This is a genomic window from Paenibacillus piscarius, from assembly GCF_022234545.1.
Classification (GTDB): Bacteria; Bacillota; Bacilli; order Paenibacillales; family Paenibacillaceae; genus Paenibacillus_AQ; species Paenibacillus_AQ piscarius.
Map to the genome: position 1 here is coordinate 130134 of NZ_JAIEUI010000007.1, position 21122 is coordinate 151255.

The 21122-nt window shown below is 56.0% G+C and carries 18 protein-coding genes, 1 tRNA gene and 1 other annotated feature; of the genes, 8 read left to right on the forward strand and 11 right to left on the reverse strand.

The window, feature by feature from the left end:
- Positions 1-39: 39 nt before the first annotated feature.
- The 3 genes from K1558_RS13820 to K1558_RS13830 all read right to left on the reverse strand — a co-directional run bounded on the left by K1558_RS13820 (position 40) and on the right by K1558_RS13830 (position 2989).
- Positions 40-903 carry a phosphate ABC transporter substrate-binding protein gene (locus tag K1558_RS13820; RefSeq protein WP_238652171.1) on the reverse strand — a complete coding sequence of 288 codons (864 nt, stop codon included), beginning with the start codon at positions 901-903 and terminating at the stop codon, positions 40-42.
- 42 nt (positions 904-945) lie between these two features.
- On the reverse strand, positions 946-2385 hold the full coding sequence (locus K1558_RS13825) for a stalk domain-containing protein (protein WP_238652172.1): 1440 nt from the start codon (positions 2383-2385) through the stop codon (positions 946-948).
- A 160-nt stretch (positions 2386-2545) separates the two neighbouring features.
- Positions 2546-2989 carry a hypothetical protein gene (locus K1558_RS13830; RefSeq protein ID WP_238652173.1) on the reverse strand — a complete coding sequence of 148 codons (444 nt, stop codon included), beginning with the start codon at positions 2987-2989 and terminating at the stop codon, positions 2546-2548.
- Positions 2990-3200: 211 nt separating this feature from the next.
- On the opposite strand from K1558_RS13830, the gene K1558_RS13835 reads away from it, so the two are divergent.
- The 5 genes from K1558_RS13835 (at position 3201) to K1558_RS13855 (ending at position 9811) form a co-directional block, all read left to right on the forward strand.
- Positions 3201-3944 carry an ABC transporter ATP-binding protein gene (locus K1558_RS13835; protein ID WP_238652174.1) on the forward strand — a complete coding sequence of 248 codons (744 nt, stop codon included), beginning with the start codon at positions 3201-3203 and terminating at the stop codon, positions 3942-3944.
- Positions 3941-4984 carry an ABC transporter permease gene (locus K1558_RS13840; RefSeq protein WP_238652175.1) on the forward strand — a complete coding sequence of 348 codons (1044 nt, stop codon included), beginning with the start codon at positions 3941-3943 and terminating at the stop codon, positions 4982-4984. Before K1558_RS13835 ends, K1558_RS13840 begins: the two co-directional genes overlap by 4 nt.
- Positions 4985-5043: 59 nt before the next feature.
- The gene (locus K1558_RS13845) at positions 5044-5754 is read left to right on the forward strand and encodes a TetR/AcrR family transcriptional regulator (RefSeq protein WP_238652176.1); all 711 of its coding nucleotides are present in this window, start codon (positions 5044-5046) and stop codon (positions 5752-5754) included.
- A 48-nt stretch (positions 5755-5802) separates the two neighbouring features.
- Positions 5803-9147, forward strand: a complete 3345-nt coding sequence (locus K1558_RS13850; protein ID WP_238652177.1) for a DEAD/DEAH box helicase — start codon at positions 5803-5805, stop codon at positions 9145-9147.
- Between the two features lie 82 nt (positions 9148-9229).
- The gene (locus K1558_RS13855; RefSeq protein ID WP_238652178.1) at positions 9230-9811 is read left to right on the forward strand and encodes a thioredoxin family protein; all 582 of its coding nucleotides are present in this window, start codon (positions 9230-9232) and stop codon (positions 9809-9811) included.
- A 68-nt stretch (positions 9812-9879) separates the two neighbouring features.
- On the opposite strand, the gene K1558_RS13860 is transcribed toward K1558_RS13855, so the two are convergent.
- Positions 9880-10245 (reverse strand): hypothetical protein, encoded by a 366-nt coding sequence (locus tag K1558_RS13860; RefSeq protein WP_238652179.1) that lies wholly within the window; start codon positions 10243-10245, stop codon positions 9880-9882.
- A gap of 210 nt (positions 10246-10455) precedes the next feature.
- On the opposite strand from K1558_RS13860, the gene K1558_RS13865 reads away from it, so the two are divergent.
- The gene (locus K1558_RS13865; RefSeq protein ID WP_238652180.1) at positions 10456-10761 is read left to right on the forward strand and encodes a hypothetical protein; all 306 of its coding nucleotides are present in this window, start codon (positions 10456-10458) and stop codon (positions 10759-10761) included.
- Between the two features lie 236 nt (positions 10762-10997).
- Positions 10998-11217 (forward strand) — a binding site (T-box leader).
- A gap of 67 nt (positions 11218-11284) precedes the next feature.
- A complete protein-coding gene (locus K1558_RS13870) occupies positions 11285-13177 on the forward strand; it encodes an arginine--tRNA ligase (RefSeq protein WP_420800436.1) in 1893 nt (630 codons plus the stop codon).
- 377 nt (positions 13178-13554) lie between these two features.
- Here the strand turns inward: K1558_RS13870 and K1558_RS13875 are convergent.
- Positions 13555-13628 (reverse strand) — tRNA-Arg (locus tag K1558_RS13875).
- Between the two features lie 158 nt (positions 13629-13786).
- A complete protein-coding gene (locus K1558_RS13880; protein WP_238652182.1) occupies positions 13787-14143 on the reverse strand; it encodes a hypothetical protein in 357 nt (118 codons plus the stop codon).
- Positions 14144-14290: 147 nt separating this feature from the next.
- Here K1558_RS13880 and asnB point away from each other — a divergent pair, with 147 nt between their 5' ends.
- A complete protein-coding gene (gene asnB / locus K1558_RS13885) occupies positions 14291-16135 on the forward strand; it encodes an asparagine synthase (glutamine-hydrolyzing) (protein WP_238652183.1) in 1845 nt (614 codons plus the stop codon).
- Between the two features lie 70 nt (positions 16136-16205).
- Here asnB and K1558_RS13890 read toward each other — a convergent pair whose 3' ends face one another.
- Genes K1558_RS13890 through nikC form a run of 5 tightly spaced genes read right to left on the reverse strand, consistent with a single transcriptional unit; the run spans position 16206 to position 21116 of the window.
- Entirely contained in the window at positions 16206-16955 is a 750-nt protein-coding gene (locus K1558_RS13890; protein WP_238652184.1) for a class I SAM-dependent methyltransferase, read from the reverse strand.
- Between the two features lie 33 nt (positions 16956-16988).
- Positions 16989-18623, reverse strand: coding sequence for a nickel ABC transporter substrate-binding protein (locus K1558_RS13895; RefSeq protein WP_238652185.1), 1635 nt, complete (start codon positions 18621-18623; stop codon positions 16989-16991).
- On the reverse strand, positions 18620-19447 hold the full coding sequence (locus K1558_RS13900) for an ATP-binding cassette domain-containing protein (RefSeq protein ID WP_238652300.1): 828 nt from the start codon (positions 19445-19447) through the stop codon (positions 18620-18622). Before K1558_RS13900 ends, K1558_RS13895 begins: the two co-directional genes overlap by 4 nt.
- A 41-nt stretch (positions 19448-19488) precedes the next feature.
- Positions 19489-20274 carry an ABC transporter ATP-binding protein gene (locus K1558_RS13905; protein WP_238652186.1) on the reverse strand — a complete coding sequence of 262 codons (786 nt, stop codon included), beginning with the start codon at positions 20272-20274 and terminating at the stop codon, positions 19489-19491.
- A gap of 11 nt (positions 20275-20285) precedes the next feature.
- Positions 20286-21116: a nickel transporter permease gene (gene nikC, locus K1558_RS13910; protein WP_238652187.1), complete on the reverse strand. Its 831-nt coding sequence runs from the start codon at positions 21114-21116 to the stop codon at positions 20286-20288.
- Between the last annotated feature and the right edge of the window lie 6 nt (positions 21117-21122).

Consider the following 21122-nt stretch of genomic DNA (forward strand, 5'->3'; position numbering starts at 1 on the left):
TTGCCTATCAGTCTATGCGCTTGCCGAATATCTTCTTACTTAAGATTGCATTGCGGAAATCGGAATGAACTTCAGCTTCTTCAGCGAGCCGGACTGGAACTTCTTGCTCTGTACATATTCAATGAATTCCTTGGTTGCGCCGGTTGGCTGGCCCTTGGTCATGTAGTAGCCGTAAGCCCAGATCTTGTAGGAGCCGTTGATTACGTTATCCGTAGTCGCTTCCACACCGTTGAACTTCACAGCCTTGATGTCGCTGCCGGTTACATAGACCAGGTCGATATATCCGATGGCGTTAGGCGTAGTACCTACTGCGGTCTTCATGTCGCCGCTGGAGCCGGTTTCCTTGTAGTTCTTCTCTTTCTTCACGATATCCCCGCCGCCCAGCGCCTTGGCCTGGTAGTTGACCCGGGTGCCGGAGCCGAAGGCACGGGTGATCACAACGATATTCGCATCCGCTCCGCCGACCTCTTTCCAGTTGGTGATTTTGCCGGAATAGATGCCCTTCAGCTGTTCTGTAGTCAGATTATCCACGCCCACGTTCTTGTTCACGATTGTAGCGAACGGAATAACAGCGACCTTATTGGCAACCTGTCCGTCAAAAGCCTTGAAGCCCGGCACATCCACGCTGGCATCCCAGTCGCAGGCGCCGATGTCGGCGATCCCCTTCTTCACGGCCTGCGGCCCGGTCACGGAGCCTTTGCCGGAAGCGGCGATTTTCACCTTAGGGTGCAGCTTCTGGAATTCCTTGGCCGCCTGCAGAGTCAGCGGAAGCAATGCTGTAGATCCGTTAACGGTGATTTTCCCCTTCAAGCTGTCCGCTGCTGCGGCTACGCCGGCAAAGGATGCGGTTACTGCGATAACAGCGGTGAGCGCTGTAACTGTTAATTTTTTGAAAACCTTCATGTCTGATTTCTCCTCCCGGCTATGTGCCGATAAATGTTGTTATTACTTCTCTTCCTCAGGTGTGGTTGACAGCTGCAGAGTCTTACCGTTCTGTACCGCAACCACTATACCGTCGCTGACGATCGCCAGCTTGCTGCCGTCTGCGGACACTGACACTTCGGACACATCGTCCGCTGTACGGAACACTTCTACCGGAGCTCCGCCGTCTGGAATCGAATAGATAACCGTGCCTCCGTCTGCCGCAGTACCGGCAACCATCAGGCCTGTGCTGACACGTTCAACCCAGTTTGCTTCCACACTGAGGGCAATATCTTTGCTGGTGCCGTCTGCCGCAATCTGCTTCAGAGTATTGGCTGCATTGCCTTCCGGGTCAGCACTCAGGTAGACTACGCTGCCCCCAGCCAGAATCTCAGGATACAGCTTGTTGTCAGGCGAAGTGGTCAAGGCAACCGGTTTAGCACCTTTGGTGGCCAGATCCAGCTTATACAGCTGCTCTCCGGCTTTGCTGTAGTCGACGGTGAGGGAATCCTCTGTGCTGTCTGCATCATTCTTGGCAGTGGCTGTGATGTTGACGATGTACACGGCGCTTGTGCCGTCAGCAGAAATACGCAGCTCGGACTTATTCTCTACCTTATCTTCCAGCAGAGCCTTCACTTCGCCAGTCTCTACAGAGATCTGGGCCAGCTTCTCCTGCTTGTCGCCCTGAATGAAATAGATCGTCTTGCCGTCGCCGGACCACACAAAATCCGTCTTCACGCTGGCATCCTTGCCGAGTGGTGTAATGAGGCCGGTGGACAGGTTCATCAGCTTCACCTGACCGGTCTCGTCGCTGAATACGCCCCACTGCTGATCAGGCGATACCGCATAATCTACAGCACTCTCGTTAGTAGAGAACACCTCGTAATCCCCCGGCGTCTGGGTGAACTTATAGAGCACCGTGGATTCCGCATCGCTCTGATTTGCAATCAGTCTGCCGTCCGCACTCCAGTGAAGCGTATCGAATTGGCCGGATGGCCGGGCGAAGCTTAGAATACTGTGGGTCTCTGCGTTCAGCTCCCCGCCAAGCGAGGTCACCAGCTTCGTGAGTTCCACATACGTTTTACCGTTACGCACTACAGGTGCAACTGTGAATTCCTTCGTTTCGCCGTCGGCCTGGTAGCTTTTGACGCCGGCCTGAATCTGTACATTATGTAATCCTTTGCTGTCATTCAACTGGAAGCCGCTGCTGCTGCGCACGAGTCCTGCTCCCAGTTCTCCGGCAACCTGGCTTAAGGAGTAGAGCTTATATCCGCCGCTGTTGATCGTGCTGAGTGCGACCTGTGTACCGTTAATGCTCCAGGTCATGCTGCCCTCCTGGACTGCGGCTTGCTTGACGGCAGCGGCGGCGTCCACATGGCTGCCCGTAGCCAGAACGCTAACGGATCCCCCTGTTACGAGAAGTGCTGAAGCCAGAGCCGCGCCGATCCATTTACTGTTTGTCAATTCGATCCACCCTTTTCCTATAGGTAACTGCTATAGCTATTGTCGTCTACGAGTGTCAATTCTGTTGCGGAGGAATGTTATGGAAATATTAACTGCGGACAACATTTGAAAAAGACCTGCCCGGGAATTCTCCCGAAACAGGCCTTATGTAAAAACGGTGTTAATTCACGATCCAGGTCACGATAATTTCATTCCCGCCGCCGGGCGATTCCGCGCTGCTGCCAATAATAGAATAAGAGTACGAACCGTTTACCTTGCCGTTAATCAGAATGTTGTGGCTATCCACAATCGCTGTTCCCAGCTCCAGCCGCTTCTCCCTTACATACCTCTGATAGGCAGTGCCGAGAGAGGCCATGCTCTCCTCCGTCTTGTAGACCAGCATGGAGGAAGTCTTCCCCTCTGTCTGCTCGCCCTTGGCCAAAGTAATGCCAGCCCCAGCGGGAATCGGCAGATCCCCGGGCAGATATTGCTGCGCCTCCGTGTTCTCCTCCGCCAGGGTGTGAAAGCTTCCGCTGTCTGCCTCTTGAGCGGGACCGCCGCAGCCGCCCAGTCCGGCCGCTGCCGCTAATACGCCCAAGGTCAGGAGCAGCCTGTGTCCTGCCATAATTCCACCGCCTTAAGTGAATTGTGTTCTAAGGATGCCGGGGATTCTCAAGAAGTTGTACTATTTATTACCCGGCTGCCGGGCCGCTGGAAACGGACAATCCAACAAATTTGATGTACTTGCGGCATAATAAAGGATTTACTTTGCAGGTGGAAAGGAATATATTATGAGTGAGTACTCACTCATTATTTGAGAAATCGAGGGGATAACCATGAATCAGACGATGCATCAGGCGAATCCGGTGATTGAAGTGGCCCATGTCGACCGCTCTTTTGGTCAGAAGAGGGTACTCCAGGATATCACGCTGGAGGTGAACCGGGCAGAGACGTTCGGGATTCTCGGTCCCTCCGGCTCCGGCAAAACGACGCTGGTCCGGCTGCTGACCGGCATTGACGAGGCCACCTCCGGTGAGGTCAGTGTACTGGGGGTGCGGATGCCGAAGCTCGCGATGCTTCAGAGAATCGGTTACATGGCCCAGTCGGATGCCTTGTATACTGAACTGAGCGCTAAGGAGAATCTGGAATTCTTCGCCTCCCTCTATGGCCTGAAGGGCGGCAACCGCACACGGCGGATCGGGGATGTGATGGAGCTCGTGAACCTGCAGGAGCATCTGCGTAAGCGGGTGGACCAATATTCCGGCGGCATGAAGCGGCGGCTCTCTCTGGCCATTGCCCTGCTGCACGAGCCGCCGCTGCTGCTGCTGGATGAGCCGACGGTCGGCATTGATCCTGTGCTGCGCCAGTCGATCTGGAAGGAGCTGAAGGCGCTGAACCGCAAGGGCACGACCATCGTACTGACCACCCATGTGATGGATGAAGCGGAGAAATGCGACCGGCTGGCTATGATCCGGGAGGGTGTGCTGCTGGCCGCAGACACCCCGGCGGGACTGCTTCAGGCGACCGGCTCTGCCACGATTGAGGATGCTTTTCTCTATTACGGAGGGGTGCGGTCATGAGAATCCGGGCGATTACCCTGAGAATTCTGCAGCAGTTCATCCATGACCGGAGAACGATGGCACTCATGTTCATCGCGCCCCTGGTGGTGCTTAGCCTCATGAGCCTGGTGTTCAACGGCAAGGACTATGAGCCCAAGATTGGCGTCGCTGGCGGTAGCGAAGTGTTCATTGCGGCGCTGGAAACCCGGCAGGCTGAGATTACCGTCTACAAAGACGCAGCAGCCGGAAATGCCGCTCTGAAGGCCGGTGGCCTGGATGCGTTCATTGTCATGAAGGGAGCTCAGCCTGAGGTTATGCTCGAAGGCAGCAATCCGGATGCGAACCGTGCTGTGCTCAGGACGTTGCAGGAGGCCACTCAGAGCCCTGCACCTGCGGGAGCAGCAGGCGGCAGCGTTTCTCCGCAGCCGCAGATTAGCTACCTCTACGGTGCGGAGGATATGAAGATGATTGACCGCTTCGGCCCGATTATGATCGGCGTGTTCGTCTTCTTCTTTGTCTTCCTGATTGCCGGAGTCTCCTTCCTGCGGGAACGGACCACGGGAACGCTGGAGCGGCTGCTCTCCACCCCGCTGAAGCGCTGGGAGATCGTTACCGGTTATGTCTGCGGCTTCGGCATCTTCACCGTCTTCCAGGCCCTGCTGATCTCCTGGTTCTCCATCCAGGTGCTGGGCATCCTGATGACCGGCAGCTTCGGCTACGTCCTCCTGATGACCCTGCTATTGTCGATGTCTGCGCTGACGCTCGGCACCCTGCTCTCCGCCTTCGCCGCCAATGAGCTGCAGATGATCCAGTTCATTCCGCTGGTCATTGTGCCGCAGATCTTCCTCAGCGGGCTGTTCCCGCTGGATACCCTCCCGCTCTGGCTCCAGCGCCTGGGGCTGGCAACGCCCATCTATTACGGTGCACAGGCGCTGATGGACATCATGCTGCGGGGCAAGGGCTGGAGCGACATCGCCCCGGATGTACTCGTGCTGGCCGGCTTCTCCCTGCTGTTCATGGTGCTGAATGTGCTGGCGCTGCGTAAGCACCGCCGCATGTAATCGGCGACTACGCTATGGTACACTAGGAGGAACTGCAAGAGTCTGGGAGGTTTCTATTCATGGAGAAAGACCCTGCTGCTGAACAGGAGCAGACAGAGCAAGACCAATGGGTCCAGGAGCTGCTGGCCCTCAGCGAGAAGGAGAAGATGACGCCCAAGCAGCTGTCCATTCTGGGGGCAGCAATCGATGTGTTTGCCGAGAAGGGCTTCTCGGCAGCCGCTACCAGTGAGATTGCCCAGAAGGCGGGTGTAGCCGAGGGCACGATTTTCCGCTATTACCGGACCAAAAAAGATCTGCTGCTCGCCATCGTTGTGCCTACCATGAGCCGGATGATCGCTCCGTTTGTCATGCGCAATTTCAGCGGTGTGCTGGATGCTCCCTTTGAGAGCTACGAAGCCTTCCTTAAGGCCTTCATGGTGAACCGGCTGGAGTTCGTCCGCAGGAATCTGAAGATCGTCAAAATTCTCATTCAGGAAATCCCCTTTCAGCCTGCGTTGAAGGAGCAGTTGACCGAGAATATTTTCGAGCAGGTGCTGGCCCGTGTCACTGCAATTACAGAGCACTTCAAGGCGCAGGGCGAGGTCATTGAAGCGCCTACTCCTGCGATTATCCGCTTCACCATCTCCGCAATTGCCGGCTATCTGCTGACCCGGCTGGTGCTGATGCCGGACCAGGAGTGGGACGATGAGGAGGAGATCGGGCGGACCGTCAGCTTCATTCTCCATGGAATCGGCGGAGCGGGAACCGGAGCGGACCCGGCTAACGGGTAAGAACGGGTACATCATGAGCGATAAGGAAGAAGAGGAAGTGATCATGCCGTGGGTTATCAGGTACCCGAACGGGTAATCAAGCTGCTGTGCGGCAATGCCGCTTACGACCAGGGGGCGGCTTATTATCATGCCCATAAGGTGGACCTTGTCTATACGGAGCATAACGAGGAAGAGGAATATTCCAAATACCGCGCTGAGGTTCATGGCCTGATCAGCCATGAGATTGCGCTGATTATCGACAGCGACGGGGATGTACAGGGGGATTGTACCTGCCCGGCCTATGTTCACGGCGGACCCTTCTGCAAGCATATTGCGGCGGCGCTGGTAACGGTCCTCTACCGCAGCCGGGCTGCAGGAGCCGAACGGCCTGAGGACAGGACGGCAGATACAGAAGTGGCATATCCCGGGAGGACCGGCAGTCTGCCGCTGGTGCAAGGCAGCGTTGGCCCTTCTGGGGCTGAGCACAGGGAGCGCAGCGTAGACAAGCAACTGGTAAGCAGCATGCTTGGGATGTTCACCGGAGGACGGCAGCAGCCAAGCGGTGCCGGCACATATATCGACCTGCGGACACCGCTCCAGGTCGAGTTCATCTGCCGGCCCTTCAACATCGGCTACAGCAGCACGATGCTTGGTATCGAAGTGAAGCTGGGTCCCAAGCGCCTCTATATCGCGCAGAAGATCAGACCTTTTCTGGAGCAGGTCCGTAGGGGCGAGCCTTTTGAGTTCACCGCGCACTTCAGCTATGATCCCGCCCTGCACAGCTTCTCCAAGGAGGATAACGCGGTCCTGCTGAGGCTGATCGAAATCATGCGGAATGAGAAGGTCTACAACAGCCTCCACAATCCGTACTCTGCCAGCCCCAGCCATTCGGGGAATGACCGGCTGCTGCCGGTGGCCCCTTTTTTCTGGGAGAGTCTGTACCCCCTGCTGGAAGCAGCGCCTGCGGTACGCCTTCAGCATGGACAGCTTCAGCTTGACCGCTTGGCTGTCTCGGATGAACCGCTGCCGCTCAGCTTCCAGTTCGACCAGGCACAGGAGGAAGGCTACCGGCTGGATGTCCGGGGACTTGAGCAGCTCACGATTCTGGAGAACTACGGGCTGGTCTTGACCGAAGACCGGCTGCTGAAGCTCCCGGCACAGGAATGCGGGCGTCTCTCCGAGCTGAAGCGGATGCTCAGCGGCAGCCGGCGGGATAGCCTGGCGATTGCGCCTGAGCAGATGGAGCCCTTCCTGGAGGGCGTTGTCCCGGGGCTGCGGCAGATCGGGCAGGTAAGCATCGCCGACGCCATTGCCGACCGCATCGTCCAGACCCGGCTTCAGGCCAGACTCTATCTGGACCGGGTGAGGGACCGGCTGCTGGCCGGACTTGAATTCCAGTACGGCGGCATTGTCATCAATCCGCTGGAGGAGAAGGTGCAGGAGCGGAGCCGTGAGGTGATTCTCATGCGGGACGGAGCTGCAGAGCAGCGGATTCTCGACCTGATGGCGCATGAGTCGTTCGCGCGGACCGAGAGCGGGTATATCATGCGTGATGAGGAGGGGGAATTCGACTTCCTGCATCATACCATACCGCTGCTGGAGCCGCTGCTGCAGATCTATGCCACAACGGCGGTCAAGGAAAGAGTCCTCACGGATCACGCCATGCCCAAGGTCAGCCTGAGCTGGAACGAGAAGACCGACTGGCTGGACTTCAAGTTCGCGATGGAGGGAATCGGCGAGCAGGATATTGTAGAGGTGCTGAAATCGCTGCAGGAAAAGCGCAAATATTACCGGCTGCCGGACGGTGCCCTGCTCCCGCTGGAAGGCGCTGAATTCCAGGAGATTATCGCTCTGATGAACGAGCTCGGCGTCTATAGCGTGGATATCCGCAGTTCGGAATTTTCCCTGCCGCTGCTCCGCACCCTTCACCTTCGTGCCGATACCGGCCAAGGAGACGCCATTCAGCTTGGGCGCTCCTTCCGGCGGCTGCTGGCCAATCTGTCGAATCCCGAGAATCTGGACTTCCCGCTGCCGGAGAGTCTTGCTCCCGTGCTGCGGGATTATCAGCAATACGGCTTCCAGTGGATGAAGACGCTGGCCCATTACTGCTTCGGCGGGATTCTGGCGGACGATATGGGCCTCGGCAAAACGCTCCAGAGCATCGCCTTCCTGCTCTCAGAGCTGGAGGACATCCGGGAGAGCGGCGTACCAGCGCTGGTGGTTGCCCCTGCTTCCCTGGTCTATAACTGGCAGAATGAGCTGAAGCGCTTCGCCCCGGAGATCAAGGCGGTTATTGCTGACGGCAACGCCGGGGAGCGCAGCCGGACGCTGCGGAAGACGTCTGGGCAGGATGTGATCATCACCTCCTATCCGCTGCTGCGCAGAGATGTGGAGGAATATGTGAAGCACTCCTTCCATACCCTCATCCTGGATGAAGCGCAGATGATCAAGAATCATGAGACCCAGACTGCCCGGGCGGTCAAGCTGCTCCAGGCCCGCTACCGCTTTGCGCTGACCGGCACACCGGTGGAGAATGCGCTGGAGGATCTGTGGTCGATCTTCAGCGTGATCTTCCCGGGCCTGTTCCCCGGCAAGAAGGCCTTCCATGACCTGCCCCGGGAGACGGTGGCCAGACGTATCCGGCCCTTCCTGCTGCGCCGGCTCAAGAGCGATGTGCTGAAGGAGCTGCCTGACAAAATCGAGTCCCTGCAGGCCTCCGAGCTGCTGCCGGAGCAGAAGAAGCTCTACGTCGCCTATCTGGCCCGGCTGCGCAAGGAAGCGCTCAAGCATCTGGACAGCGACACCTTCGGGAACGGCCGGCTCAAGGTGCTGGCCGGGCTGACCCGGCTGCGCCAGCTCTGCTGCCATCCCGCTCTGTTCGTGGACGGCTACACCGGCGGCTCCGGCAAGTTCGAGCAACTGCTGGAGATCATCGATGAATGCCGCAGCGCCGGCAAGCGGATGCTGATCTTCTCGCAGTTCACGCAGATGCTGGGCATCATCAGCCGCGAATTGGCGCTGCTGGGCATTCCGCATTTCTATCTGGACGGCCAGACCCCGGCCGCGCAGCGGGTGGAGCTGTGCAGCCGCTTCAATGAAGGCGAGCGCGACCTGTTCCTGATCTCGCTCAAGGCGGGCGGCACCGGCCTTAACCTGACCGGGGCCGAGACGGTCATCCTCTACGACCTGTGGTGGAACCCTGCCGTCGAACAGCAGGCCGCTGACCGTGCCCACCGGATCGGGCAGAAGCGGATCGTCCAGGTGATCCGGCTGGTTGCCCAAGGAACGGTGGAGGACAAGATGTACGAGCTGCAGCAGAAAAAGAAAAGTCTGATAGACGAGGTCATTCAGCCGGGCCAGGAGGCGCTGTCCAGCCTGAGCGAGCAGGATATCCGCGAGATCCTCGCGCTCTGAGGCGTCTGCCGGTTTGGAAGCGCTGCGCAAGTCCGGTATACTACAAGAGAACGCATACAACTAACTCAGGAGGTGCTTGTACATGAGCTTTACTTTGGCCCTTGGAGACTCAGCCCCTGACTTCGCCCTGATGGCAACGGATGGGCGCACGTATTCGCTGGAGGATTTTGCATCCGCCCGGTTCCTGGTTGTCTTCTTCACCTGCAATCATTGCCCGTTCGTCGTCGGCTCCGATGAGATTACCCGCCAGACTGCGGAGAAATTCCATGATCACAGGGTCCGCTTCGTCGGCATCAATGCCAACAGCGAGACCACCCATCCCGATGATTCGCTTGAGCATATGATCGGCCGGATGGAGAAGCATAAGTTCCCCTGGGTCTATCTGCGGGATGCCACCCAGGATACGGCCCGGGCCTACGGCGCGCTGCGCACGCCCCATTTCTATATTTTCGATGAGGACCGCAAGCTGGTTTATACCGGACGCGGTGTCGATAATCCGCGCGAGACCGGCAAAATGACCGTAAACGACCTGGACAATGCTCTGACGGAGCTGGTCTCCGGCCAACCTGTAAGTGTGCCTCTGACCAACCCGATCGGCTGCAACGTGAAATGGGACGGCCAGGATGCGCACTGGATGCCTGCCGAAGCCTGCGATCTGGTATAAACGCTGAAACAGGGACTCTCCTAAGCTGGAGGGTCCCTGCTGTTATGTTACCTTTTCCCGGCGAAATCCTACACTCCCTCTTCCGAGCCGAGGTTCTCGCGCGACACCACCCGGTGGGCGTTCACAAGCTGCCCGGATGCGTTTTTGCCCCAGACTGAAATGCCGATATCTTCTTCCGTCAACGCTCCGGTGGTAAATACAAATTCATAACCATCCAGATCTGCATAATAATCGCGGGTCACCACCTGATTCGGCACTACTTCAATTACCTCACTGACATACAGCGTTCTGGACGAGCCCAGCACATACCCCTGAATACTGACAGCGGAGCTGCCTGCGGTATTGCGCACCACCATTTTAACGGTAACCCTCTGCGTCGGCCTTACTCCCGATACCGCATTATTCTCAATTGGTCCTGTTGATAAAATAGCCATCCTGCACCTCTCCCCTTCCTGTTTATGGACCCAGCCGCCGGCAAAAGTGGATTCATTCCTGCCCTATACTCTATTCCTCCGCCGGCTTAACGGTGTGGACACTGCTCTGGTCTATTTCACCAAATCCTGCCGGAAAGCATATCTTTAGAATAAGGAGAATCTGCCCTGCTGCACTGTCCCTGCGAACACCATACGGAAGAAGGGAGTCCCATGCCCCCTCCTGGAAAAGGAAAGAAGCCTGCCGCCAAAAGAACGCCGCCCGGCCCCAAAACCCAAATTCCCAAAGGTCTGGAATACACCGTTGCCGCACTGCTGCTGACCGGTAAATTGAAGGTTGACTCCATCCAGATGTATACGGACGCCTCGCTGTTCGTCAGTCTGGTCGGTAAATATAAAACGCTGGGTGATCTGACCAACAATAACGTCGACAAGCTGGTCAGCTTTCTGGATGACAACAGCAGTCTGACGCTGAATGAGATCATGGCCGCCTTGAAAAAGAAAGCCGACAACTCTTGAGCACGCACACGCCAGAGAAAGGGAGGTACGGGGAAATGGACAGTTTTGACGGAGAGGGCTTTGCCGGCGGACTTCTGCTGGTCATTGTCATCGCACTGCTGATTTACGGCTCAACAGACATCAAGGATCTGACGGGAGCGCCTACTGCGGATTAAGGCCTCAGCAGAAATCTGCCGGTCATGCGGACATTGGCTATTGCTTTCTGCCGGAAATTCGTTATACTGAGACAAACTCATATTGAATCGATGAACGGGAGAGTAATCGTCTTGAAGTCTAGTCCCCAGCGAGCCGGGTTGGTGTAAGCCGGTACAGACGAAGGCGGCGAAGCGCACCCGTGAGATGGACTTCTGAACGTATAGTAGGAAGCCCCGGCCCAGGACCGTTATCCTGTAAGGTGGCTGAACCCGGGTTCAGCAACAGGAGTGGTACCGCGAGCGCACAGGCCTCGTCTCTTTGGAGACGCAGGCTTTTTTTTGTCGTTATTTGATCCATACCCATACACAGGAGGTTCTGTTACATGCCAATACTAAGTGAGCTTATCAGACAACATCTGGAGCAGGCCGTCCGCGCCGTCTCCCCAGACCCCGGCCCAGCTGGTCTCCCTCTGGGAACCGTGGCGCTGGAGCAGCCTGCGAATGCTGATCACGGCGATTATTCCAGCAATATCGCCATGCAGCTGGCCCGTTCCCTGCGCAAGTCCCCGCTTGTCATCGCAGAGCAGATTGCCGCAGAGATGAAGGCGTCCGGCTCCGTGAACGGGCTGGTGCAGACAATCAGCGTAGCTGCGCCCGGATTCATTAACCTGTACTTGAACTGGCAGGCGTGGGCGGAGGCCAAGGATGATTTTGCGCTGCCTCCAGGTGCGGGCCTGAAGGTGATAGTTGAGCATACCTCGGTGAATCCGAACAAAAGTATGCACGTCGGCCATCTGAGAAATGCCTGTATCGGCGATGCCCTGGTGCGGATGCTGCGGGCCACCGGCCACACCGTTGAGGTACACAACTACGTGGACGATCTCGGCAATCAGCTGGCCGATACGGTGGCCGGTCTGCTGCATGTTCCGCTGGCGGGCGGGCATGTCCGGTTCGGTGATTATTGCTGGGACATCTATGCCGAGATCAATAAGACGTATGCACAGCATCCCGAGATGGTCCAGAAGCGGACTGAGATTCTTCACGAGCTGGAGGAAGGTAACGGCAACACGGCCTGGATGGGCACGCTGGTTGCCGGCCAGATCGTCAGAGAGCATATCGAGGAGATGCGCGGCTTCGGCATAGACTACGACCTGCTGGTATGGGAGAGCAGCATTCTGAGAGAGGGCTTCTGGTCAGCCGCCTTCAGCCTGCTGTCGCAGACAGGGGTGTTCGTGCAGGAGACCGAAGGTAAGCTGGCCGGCTGCTGGATTCTGAAGCAATCGGAAGACAATACAGCGCCGGATGGGCTGGAGGAGCATCAGAAGGACAAGGTGCTGGTGCGCTCGAACGGGATTTTAACCTATACGGCCAAGGATATTGCCTATCATCTGTGGAAGTTCGGACTGCTGGACAAGGACTTCAAGTACAGTGAATTCACCAGCGGGCTGTGGACGACCGGCTTGACGGGACAGGCACTGCCTTTTGGACAGGCCGACCGGGTGGTCAATGTCATCGATTACCGGCAGGAGTATCCTCAGGCGATGGTCAAGCAGGCTCTGGAGGCACTGGGGTTCGGTGAGCAAGCGGACTCGCTGCACCATGTCAGCTACGGCGTAGTCTCGCTTAGTCCCGCATCGGCGGCTGAGCTCGGCATCGACACCTCCGGCGGCAAAAGCTCCTACGCCATGTCCGGGCGCCAGGGCATCGGCATTAAGGTCGCCGATCTCGTCCAGCTTATGGAGGATACCATCGAAGCCACCCGTTCCGATAAAAACGGGCTGTCCAGCCGGCTCATCGCCACCGCTGCCATCCGCTACTACCTGCTGCGCTTCAATCTGGGTACCGAGATTGTGTTCGACTTCAAGCAGGCGATGGAAATCTCCGGCAATACCGGCGTCTACCTGATGTACGCCTACGCCCGGGCCAGCCGGGTGATTAGTAAGGGCGTTGCGGCGGGCAGTGCGGGCGAGGACACGGACAGTGTGACAAGCGGACTGCCGCCCTTCCCGGCGCAGCTTGAAGCCGCTGAACTGGCCCTGCTGCGCCAGCTCAGCCTGTGGCAGGAGATCCTGTATACCGCCAGCCGGGAGCTGACGCCGAACACAATCTGCAATTATGCCCATAGCTTGGCCTCGCTGTTCAGTAACTTCTACTCCGCCTGCCCGATCCTCAAAGGGGAAGCGGCAAGCATCGCCTTCCGCCTCTGGCTGACCCGCTGCTTCACCGATACACTGGGCGAGGCGCTGGATGTACTCGGTCTGCCTAAGCCGGAGCGGATGTAAGTAACTGTATAGCGGAATCACAGTCCGCTAGGTTCGTGTAAGGTCCGCCGCCGTTGGAGCGTTCTCCATAGCCAGCCATTTAGAGTACAGGCATGGTCACCAGCGGTGTTACGCGGACTCAGAGGACCTTATTCGCTGAAAAAGCCGGATTTTCTCCCCGTGGCGGACTCAGAGGCTCTTATCCCACCCTTTGGAGCTGAAATCAGCGCATCAATAGTTACTTAACGGATTCTGTGTCCGCATAATCTGCGCACAGGCAGTAATCCGCCGAAATAGCGGAATCACAGTCCGCGAGGTTCGTGCTGGGTTCGCTGCGCGCCTGGGTTCTCCTCCCCCAGACATCAAAACAGCCTTCCAATGGAAGGCTGCTGATGTGACGTCCCGGAAGGGATTCGAACCCCCGACCGTGCGCTTAGAAGGCGCATGCTCTATCCAGCTGAGCTACCGGGACATGAACACTATGTATTAATGCAACGTTATTCATTATAACTGATTCAGCAGAATTTTCAAGACCAAACTCTTCCAGAACAAGAAGCTTTCCGTGACCCCCGTGCACGGAAAGCCTCCCTTCTATAGGTCAAGCCCTGATAGGATCGCCGGGAAATCGCGTTAGGGAAGCTGCCGGAAATGCTCGCCCAGCTGCCGCTTCAGGTCGCCGAAGATCAGCAGCTCACGCTGGAACTTGGAACGCTCATCCTCCGGGCTCATCACCGGGCTGCCGGTGAAGCCGCTGACCGTCACATCCTTGAAGGCATCATGGAGATTGTTGTCGAACCAGTCGGTGGACGTATCCGCATCATTCGTCAGAATCCGGACAATCTCGTAGCCGTCCTCGCGCCGGTCCTCCACAATATACACGAGCAGCGGAAGATCGCCTACCGCTCCGGGCAGTACGCCAACCTCTGCGCAGGGCGCACCGTCGTATTCGGTCATTCTGCGGATTTTGGCGTCTTTAATGTAATACACTTGTCATCATCCCTCCTGGCAAATTTCCCTCTCCCCTAGTGTTCGGATAAGGACATACATTTTATGCCTTCAATCGGCATATATCTGAATTACTTGGCAAAAAAGAAAGGACAGACAACAATCGCACAAAAGAGAGGATGAATAGTCATGTGCGGAATAACCGGATTTGTCCAGTGGCGCGGTGATCTTACAGGGCACTCGCAACTGCTTGTCAGAATGACTGAAACGTTGGCGAACCGCGGACCGGACGCAGCCGGAACCTGGATTTCAGGCCCGATCGCCTTCGGACACCGCCGGCTCAGCGTCATCGACCCTGAGAACGGTGCACAGCCGATGATTGCCCGCCATGACGATAAGGTGTACGCCATAGTCTACAACGGCGAGTTATACAATGCCCCTGAGCTGAAAAAGGAGCTGAAGCAGCGCGGGCACCATTTTCTCACCGAATGCGATACCGAGGTGCTGCTCCATGCCTATATTGAATGGGGACCGGACTGCACAGAGAAGCTCAATGGCATCTTCGCCTTTGCCGTCTGGGACAGTCTGCGCGATCAGGTCTTCCTGGCCCGTGACCGCCTGGGTGTGAAGCCGTTGTTCTACAGCCAGGTGGACGATGTCTTCGTGTTCGGCTCGGAGCCCAAGGCGCTGCTGCAGCATCCCAAGATTCAGCCGAAGGTCGGACCGGAAGGACTGGCAGAAATTTTCATCATCGGTCCGGCCCGCACCCCGGGACAGGGGGTATACCAAGATATATTCGAGCTTCGTCCCGGTCATGCCATGATTTATAGCCGCAGCGGCATCCGTTCTTATGCCTATTGGGAGCTGGAGAGCGTCCAGCACACGGATAATGTGGAGGAGACGGCGGCGCGGGTGCGCGAGCTGCTTCAGGATACACTTGAGCGCCAGCTGGTCTCGGACGTCCCCGTCTGCTCGCTGCTCTCCGGCGGGCTGGACTCCAGTGCTTTGACTGCCCTTGCCGTGGATTACTACAACCGGACCGGCCAGGGCCGCATCGATACCTTCTCGGTAGACTATGTCGACAACGATAAGCATTTCAAAAGCCATGCCTTCCAGCCCGGAGCCGACGGCCCCTGGATTCAGCGGATGATCGACGAGCTCAAGACGAACCATCATTTTATTGCTTTTGACACCCCGGAGCTGGTCGCTGCACTCGACAATGCTCTCTACTCCCGCGACCTGCCCGGGATGACCGATGTGGATTCATCGCTGTATCTGTTCTGCCAGGAGATCAAGAAGAAGGCTACGGTCGCCATCTCCGGCGAAGCGGCAGACGAAATCTTCGGCGGCTACCCCTGGTTCCACCGTGAGGAGATGCTGTCGTCGGGCACTTTTCCCTGGTCAGTAGCTCCCAAAATGCGCGCCGGGCTGCTGTCGCCGGAGATCCGGGAGTGGATACGTCCGCTGGAGTATCTGGGTGACCGTTACAGCGATGCCGTAGCTGAAGTCCCCAAGCTGGACGGCGAGACCGGCAAACAGGCCCAGATGCGCGTGATGTCTTATCTCAACATTACCCGCTTCATGCCGACGCTGCTGGACCGCAAGGACCGGATGAGCATGGGGGTGGGCCTGGAGGTCCGCGTGCCGTATTGCGACCACCGGCTGGTACAATATGTGTTCAACATTCCCTGGGAAATTAAAACAGTTGGCAACCGGGAGAAAGGGATTCTGCGCAAAGCGCTGGAGGGTGTACTGCCTGACGATGTGCTCTACCGCAAAAAAAGCCCGTACCCCAAAACGCATAATCCCGCTTATCTGAACATGGTGCGTTCGCAGATGCTGAGCATTCTGGATGATCCGTCCTCCCCCATTCTGCCGCTGATTGATCCGGCCAAAATCCGGGAAATCGCCGCATCGCCAGAGTCCTCCTCCAACCTGCCGTGGTTCGGCCAGCTGATGTCCGGCCCGCAATTATTCGCCTATCTGGCCCAGGTCAACCTGTGGCTAAAAACATACAATGTGTCGATCGGCTGATGCACCACATCACGCAAGCAAAAAACAGCGGCTCTCCTTTTAGAGAATCGCTGTTTTTGTTTTTCCAGCCTTATTTCTCAGCGCAAATCATGAACATCGGTGTTGACCGGTACAAGACCTGCTGTTTCTCCTCCAGCACCTTACCGTTCAGCTTCTCTTCCGTATAGACAGAGGAGAAGCCAAGCTCTGTGAGTGTCCGCACATCCCACTCCGGCCGCCACTCTCTGGTCAGCGGCAGGGCAAGGCTCAGACGGTCAGTCTCTTCAACGTCCTTATGATGCGGAAGCTCACCATAGCCCTTATCCATATAAGCCTGCTGATCCTCCCTATGCTTCCGCGCCATCTCTTCATCCCATAGATGACGGTTCCAGTTGGCATCGAACACCAGCAGCCGTCCCCCCGGCTTAAGTACTCTTCCCCATTCCTTATAGGCTGCCTGAGGATCGGCAAGACTCCATGTGACATTGCGGCAGACAATTAGATCAAAGCTCCCGGCAGCAAAATCCAGCTTGTGCGAGTCCATCTTGCGGAACGTAACGTTGACCCCTTCCCGGCTGGAATGGATACGCGCCTCTTCCAGCATATTGTCTGTGCAATCAATTGCCGTAACTAAATGCCCGGCGCTTGAGAGAATGACGGAGAAGAAGCCTGGACCACAGCCAATATCCAGAACATGCAGGCTCTCCTTCTGCGGAGCATGCTCAAGGATCAGCTTCAGCCACGCCTCCCGCTGGAAGCCGTTCAGTTCCTTTTGAATGCCTTCACTGTACAGCTCTGCTTCGCCTTCCCAATACTGTTCTACCTCTTGTTGTATACTCAATCCCATTCACTCCTTCGTGGCAAGTACATTACCTTAATCATTACTACCCACATCCAGCTGGTTCCAAAGAATAGGCGTGAACGTGGTGTATCCCGGCTTGAATCCGGTCACTCTATGATTTACAGCCAATATGTCATCAGGGAAATATACAGCTGCAAACATCGCTTCCTGATACATTCTTAAGAATAAGGAATCATAGGCACTCTGACGTTCCTGAAGATCCATGGCTCCGACTGCGGTATCAATCTGAGCTTCCAGCTCCGCATCCGACCATACCACAGCGGGTGCTTCAGCTGTCCGGTGGAACAGGGACAACAAGAACGAATGAGGATTATAGGCATCATCATAGGTCCGATACAGGATAAGATCATAAGCTTTGCTCGTCCATAAGGCATCATAATAGGCATTTGGCTCAAGCACCTGAAGATTGACAGCAATGCCAATCTCTTTGAGCTCGGACTGAATCAGTTCACTGATGGTCTTCCATTCCGGATATTCGGCTTGCTGAAGCACAAGATTGAACTCAAGCGGCATTCCGTCCTTATCAGCAATTCCATCTCCATCCGAATCCTTATAGCCGGCAGCTGCCAGCAGTTGCTTGGCTTCCTCCGGATCGAAGCCGTACCATGTGTTATTCGACTCTGTGACATAGGGAATGGTCAGCGGGAACAAGCCTTTGGCCTCCTGTCCGATGCCGTTCATAAGATCGTCTACAATGCTTTTTTTGTTCATCGCGAGATTAATCGCTTTGCGGACATTCAAGTCTTGCAGAGCAGGCGTATTATAGTTGAAAATCATGAAATGTGAGCTCGTTCCCGGTGTCTTTTGCAGGCTTAGTGCGGCATCCGCTTCGATTAAGGGTACACTTTCAACCGGGATTTTTCCCATTTGTCCTCCGGCAATGTCCACATCCCCGCTTTGCAGCGCCAGTATTCTGGACTGCGGATCAGGAATTACCTTCATAATGATTTTGGACAGCTTCGGCTTCTCTCCCCAATAATTAGGATTGCTGACCAGCACCGCCTCCTGATCGGTCTTATAGCTCTCTGCCATCCAGGCACCGGTTCCAATCGCTTTGACAAAAGTACCGTTAATATCACCTGCCGGCTCCACTGCGGTAGGGCTGATAATCCGTACCGGTCTGGCAAAGGACAGCTCGGTCAGGAAAGGATAATACGCTTTGTTGAATGTCATAGTAATGGTATGCTCGTCCACAACATCAAGAGATTCCATAGCGGTAGCTACATTCAGCGAGTTGGACGGGTCCTTAATCCAGCGTTCGAAGGAGAACTTGACCGCCTCCGCATTAAATTCCGTACCGTCTGAGAACTTGACGCCCTGACGAAGATGGAAGGTATAGACCTTTCCGTCCTCTGAGATGTCCCATGACTCCGCAAGCGAAGGCACAATCTCACCCTTCTCGCCGTACTCTACTAATCCGTCGTATATCATCGCATGCACATTCATCGAGCCGTCATAGGCCCCGGCATCCAGCCGGTCGAGGCCGGCATCAGCCGATATGGCGACAGTAATCGCCTTGCCCCCGGATTCAGAGGTTTGGGCTGCTCTATCAGAATTACTACAACCTGACACTCCCATAATGATTACGAGAAGCATGAAGAATAGCGGTGTTGCTAATACACTTTTTAACTTTGAGCGGGTTCTCATCCTCTGTACTCCTTTTCTCTGTCTTTTCTCCTTAAGCGGGGGTCTTGCACCGGTACCGAGGAGAGCAATCTTCTTGTATACGGGTGGTCTGCCTGCTGCATGATATGCGCACCTGTTTGCTTCTCCACAATCCCCCCTTGAACCATCACAGCTACGCTGTCGCAAAAACGGTTGACTACGGACAAGTCATGTGTAATGAACACGTAGGATAATCCCAGCTCCCGCTTCAATGCCTGCAGCAGATCCATCATTTGCTTCCGCAGAGTGACATCGAGACTTGAGAACGGTTCATCACAGATAATCAGCTCCGGGCGCAGGGCGATGGCTCTGGCAATTCCGACCCTCTGCTGCTGGCCGCCGCTGAGTTCATGCGGATAACTGTGAATGTACTTCCGCTCAAGTCCTACAAGCTCTAGCGTGTCAGCTACCCTTCCCCGGCGTGCACCGGCCTTCCGCTCCCCGTAGTTCCGAAGAGGCTCTCCGATAATTTGCTCTACGGTAAACAAGGGATTGAAGGAAGCCAGGCTGTTCTGGAACACCATCTGCATCCTGCTGCGGAGCTTACGCATCTCGCTGAAGCTCCAGTCTGTATAATCCACACTCCGGTACAGTACCCTTCCAGAGGTCGGCTTCTCCAGTCCCAGCAAGAGTCTGGCCAAGGTGCTCTTCCCGCAGCCGCTCTCACCCACCAGTCCCAGGGTTTCTCCGCTCTCCAGACTGAGGGACACATCATTCACCGCTTGTACACTCCTGGCTTCAGGTGTGAACCACCCCCTTTTCATGCTATATTGTTTGTTCAGGCCTACCGCCTCCAGCAGCTTCACCAATCACCACACTCCCAGCAAGTCATGTAATATTATGGTTGTTATCTGCAATCCATTAAGTATTTAGTGTAGGGATGCACGGGTCTCGAAAAGATGTCAAAGACGTCTCCTGATTCCACAATCCTGCCCGATTTCATTACATAGACATAGTCTGCAAGCTCAGCGACCACGCCGAGATCATGCGTAATGAGCAGGATCCCCATATGATTCGCCTGTCTGATCCGGTCCAGCTCCTTGAGAATCTGTGCTTGAATGGTTACATCCAGCGCCGTTGTGGGTTCATCTGCAATTAGCAAGCCCGCTCCGGAAGCCAGTGCGATAGCAATCATGACCCGTTGGCACATCCCGCCGCTAATTTGAAACGGATATTTAGTGAATAGCTGTACAGGATCGCTAAGACCTGCTTGCTGCATCTGCTCCATGGCCAGCTGCTTGGCTGCTTGTCCAGTGACTTGCCGGTGCAAGGTAATCGTCTCCATAATCTGCCTTCCAATCGGGAGCACAGGATTCAATGCGTTCACGGGATCTTGAAAAATAACTGACATTTCGCTCCCCCGGAGCTTCCTTAGCTGCCGGGGAGAGCACTCCCGGAGATTGTTGCCGCGAAGCCATATCTCTCCGCTGTCAATGACGCCTGGAGGATCCACTAATCCCAGAATAGACATCGCCGTAACACTTTTACCGCTTCCGCTCTCGCCGACCAGAGCAACAATCTGCCCGGATCTCACTTCGAGACTGACATCCTCTACAGCCCTGACCTGCTGACTTCCCGTATGGAAGCTGGTGTACAAATGACTGACCTTCAGCAGTGTAGATTCATTGTTCATGTACCGGATGTTCACCTCCCGAGAGTATCGTAATTATGCGCCGACCGGCGCAAGCCTTCTCCTAAGAGATTGAAGCCCAGTACTGCCAGCAGGATTGCCGCTCCAGGGAAGAGCATCAGACGCGGCTCCGTCTGAATATAAGCACGGCTGTCGTTCAGCATCACTCCCCATTCCGGTATAGGCGGCTGGGCGCCCAGACCAAGAAAGGACAACCCCGCAATCGAGAGCATTATCGTCCCCACCTCCATAGACGCCAGGACGAGAATCGGGTGGGCTGCAAGCGGCAGGATATGCCTCAGCACAATTTGCAGATGCGTAGTGCCCGACGCTTTGGCAGCGGCAATATATCCGCCTTCCTTGATCTGAAGCACCACACTGCGGATCACTCGGGCATATCCCGTCCACCAGACGGCTGCAAATGCGATCAGCAGATTCTTCATACTGGGGCCCAACATGGCTGTGATCGCGAGCGATAGAATTAAGCTGGGAAAAGCAAGCAGGATGTCGATGATCCGCATAATCAGGTGATCAATTTTGCCGCCGGCGTAACCAGCCAGCAAGCCTACAGGGATGCTAATGGCAAAAACAACAGTCAAGATGACAAACGAATAGTACAAGGTAGTTCTTGTCCCATAGATTAAGCGGGACAGGACACAGCGTCCCAGATGGTCCGTACCAAGCGGATAGTGCCAGGAAGGCGAGCTCAGCTTATGCTCCAGGTGAATCTGCAGCGGGTCGGAGGGGGCGAGCCATGGGGCAAGGAGTCCCGCGCCAATGAATACAAGGATAATCCCCGCCCCCAGCCTCGCTCCGTTATTTTTGAATAAGCTAATTCGAAACATAAACCT

Coding starts and splice junctions, on each gene's coding strand:
- K1558_RS13820 (WP_238652171.1), bottom strand. CDS start 903: ATGAAGGTTTTCAAAAAATTAACAGTTACAGCGCTCACCGCTGTTATC.
- K1558_RS13830 (WP_238652173.1), bottom strand. CDS start 2,989: ATGGCAGGACACAGGCTGCTCCTGACCTTGGGCGTATTAGCGGCAGCG.
- K1558_RS13835 (WP_238652174.1), top strand. CDS start 3,201: ATGAATCAGACGATGCATCAGGCGAATCCGGTGATTGAAGTGGCCCAT.
- K1558_RS13840 (WP_238652175.1), top strand. CDS start 3,941: ATGAGAATCCGGGCGATTACCCTGAGAATTCTGCAGCAGTTCATCCAT.
- K1558_RS13845 (WP_238652176.1), top strand. CDS start 5,044: ATGGAGAAAGACCCTGCTGCTGAACAGGAGCAGACAGAGCAAGACCAA.
- K1558_RS13855 (WP_238652178.1), top strand. CDS start 9,230: ATGAGCTTTACTTTGGCCCTTGGAGACTCAGCCCCTGACTTCGCCCTG.
- K1558_RS13860 (WP_238652179.1), bottom strand. CDS start 10,245: ATGGCTATTTTATCAACAGGACCAATTGAGAATAATGCGGTATCGGGA.
- K1558_RS13865 (WP_238652180.1), top strand. CDS start 10,456: ATGCCCCCTCCTGGAAAAGGAAAGAAGCCTGCCGCCAAAAGAACGCCG.
- asnB (WP_238652183.1), top strand. CDS start 14,291: ATGTGCGGAATAACCGGATTTGTCCAGTGGCGCGGTGATCTTACAGGG.
- K1558_RS13895 (WP_238652185.1), bottom strand. CDS start 18,623: ATGAGAACCCGCTCAAAGTTAAAAAGTGTATTAGCAACACCGCTATTC.
- K1558_RS13905 (WP_238652186.1), bottom strand. CDS start 20,274: ATGAACAATGAATCTACACTGCTGAAGGTCAGTCATTTGTACACCAGC.
- nikC (WP_238652187.1), bottom strand. CDS start 21,116: ATGTTTCGAATTAGCTTATTCAAAAATAACGGAGCGAGGCTGGGGGCG.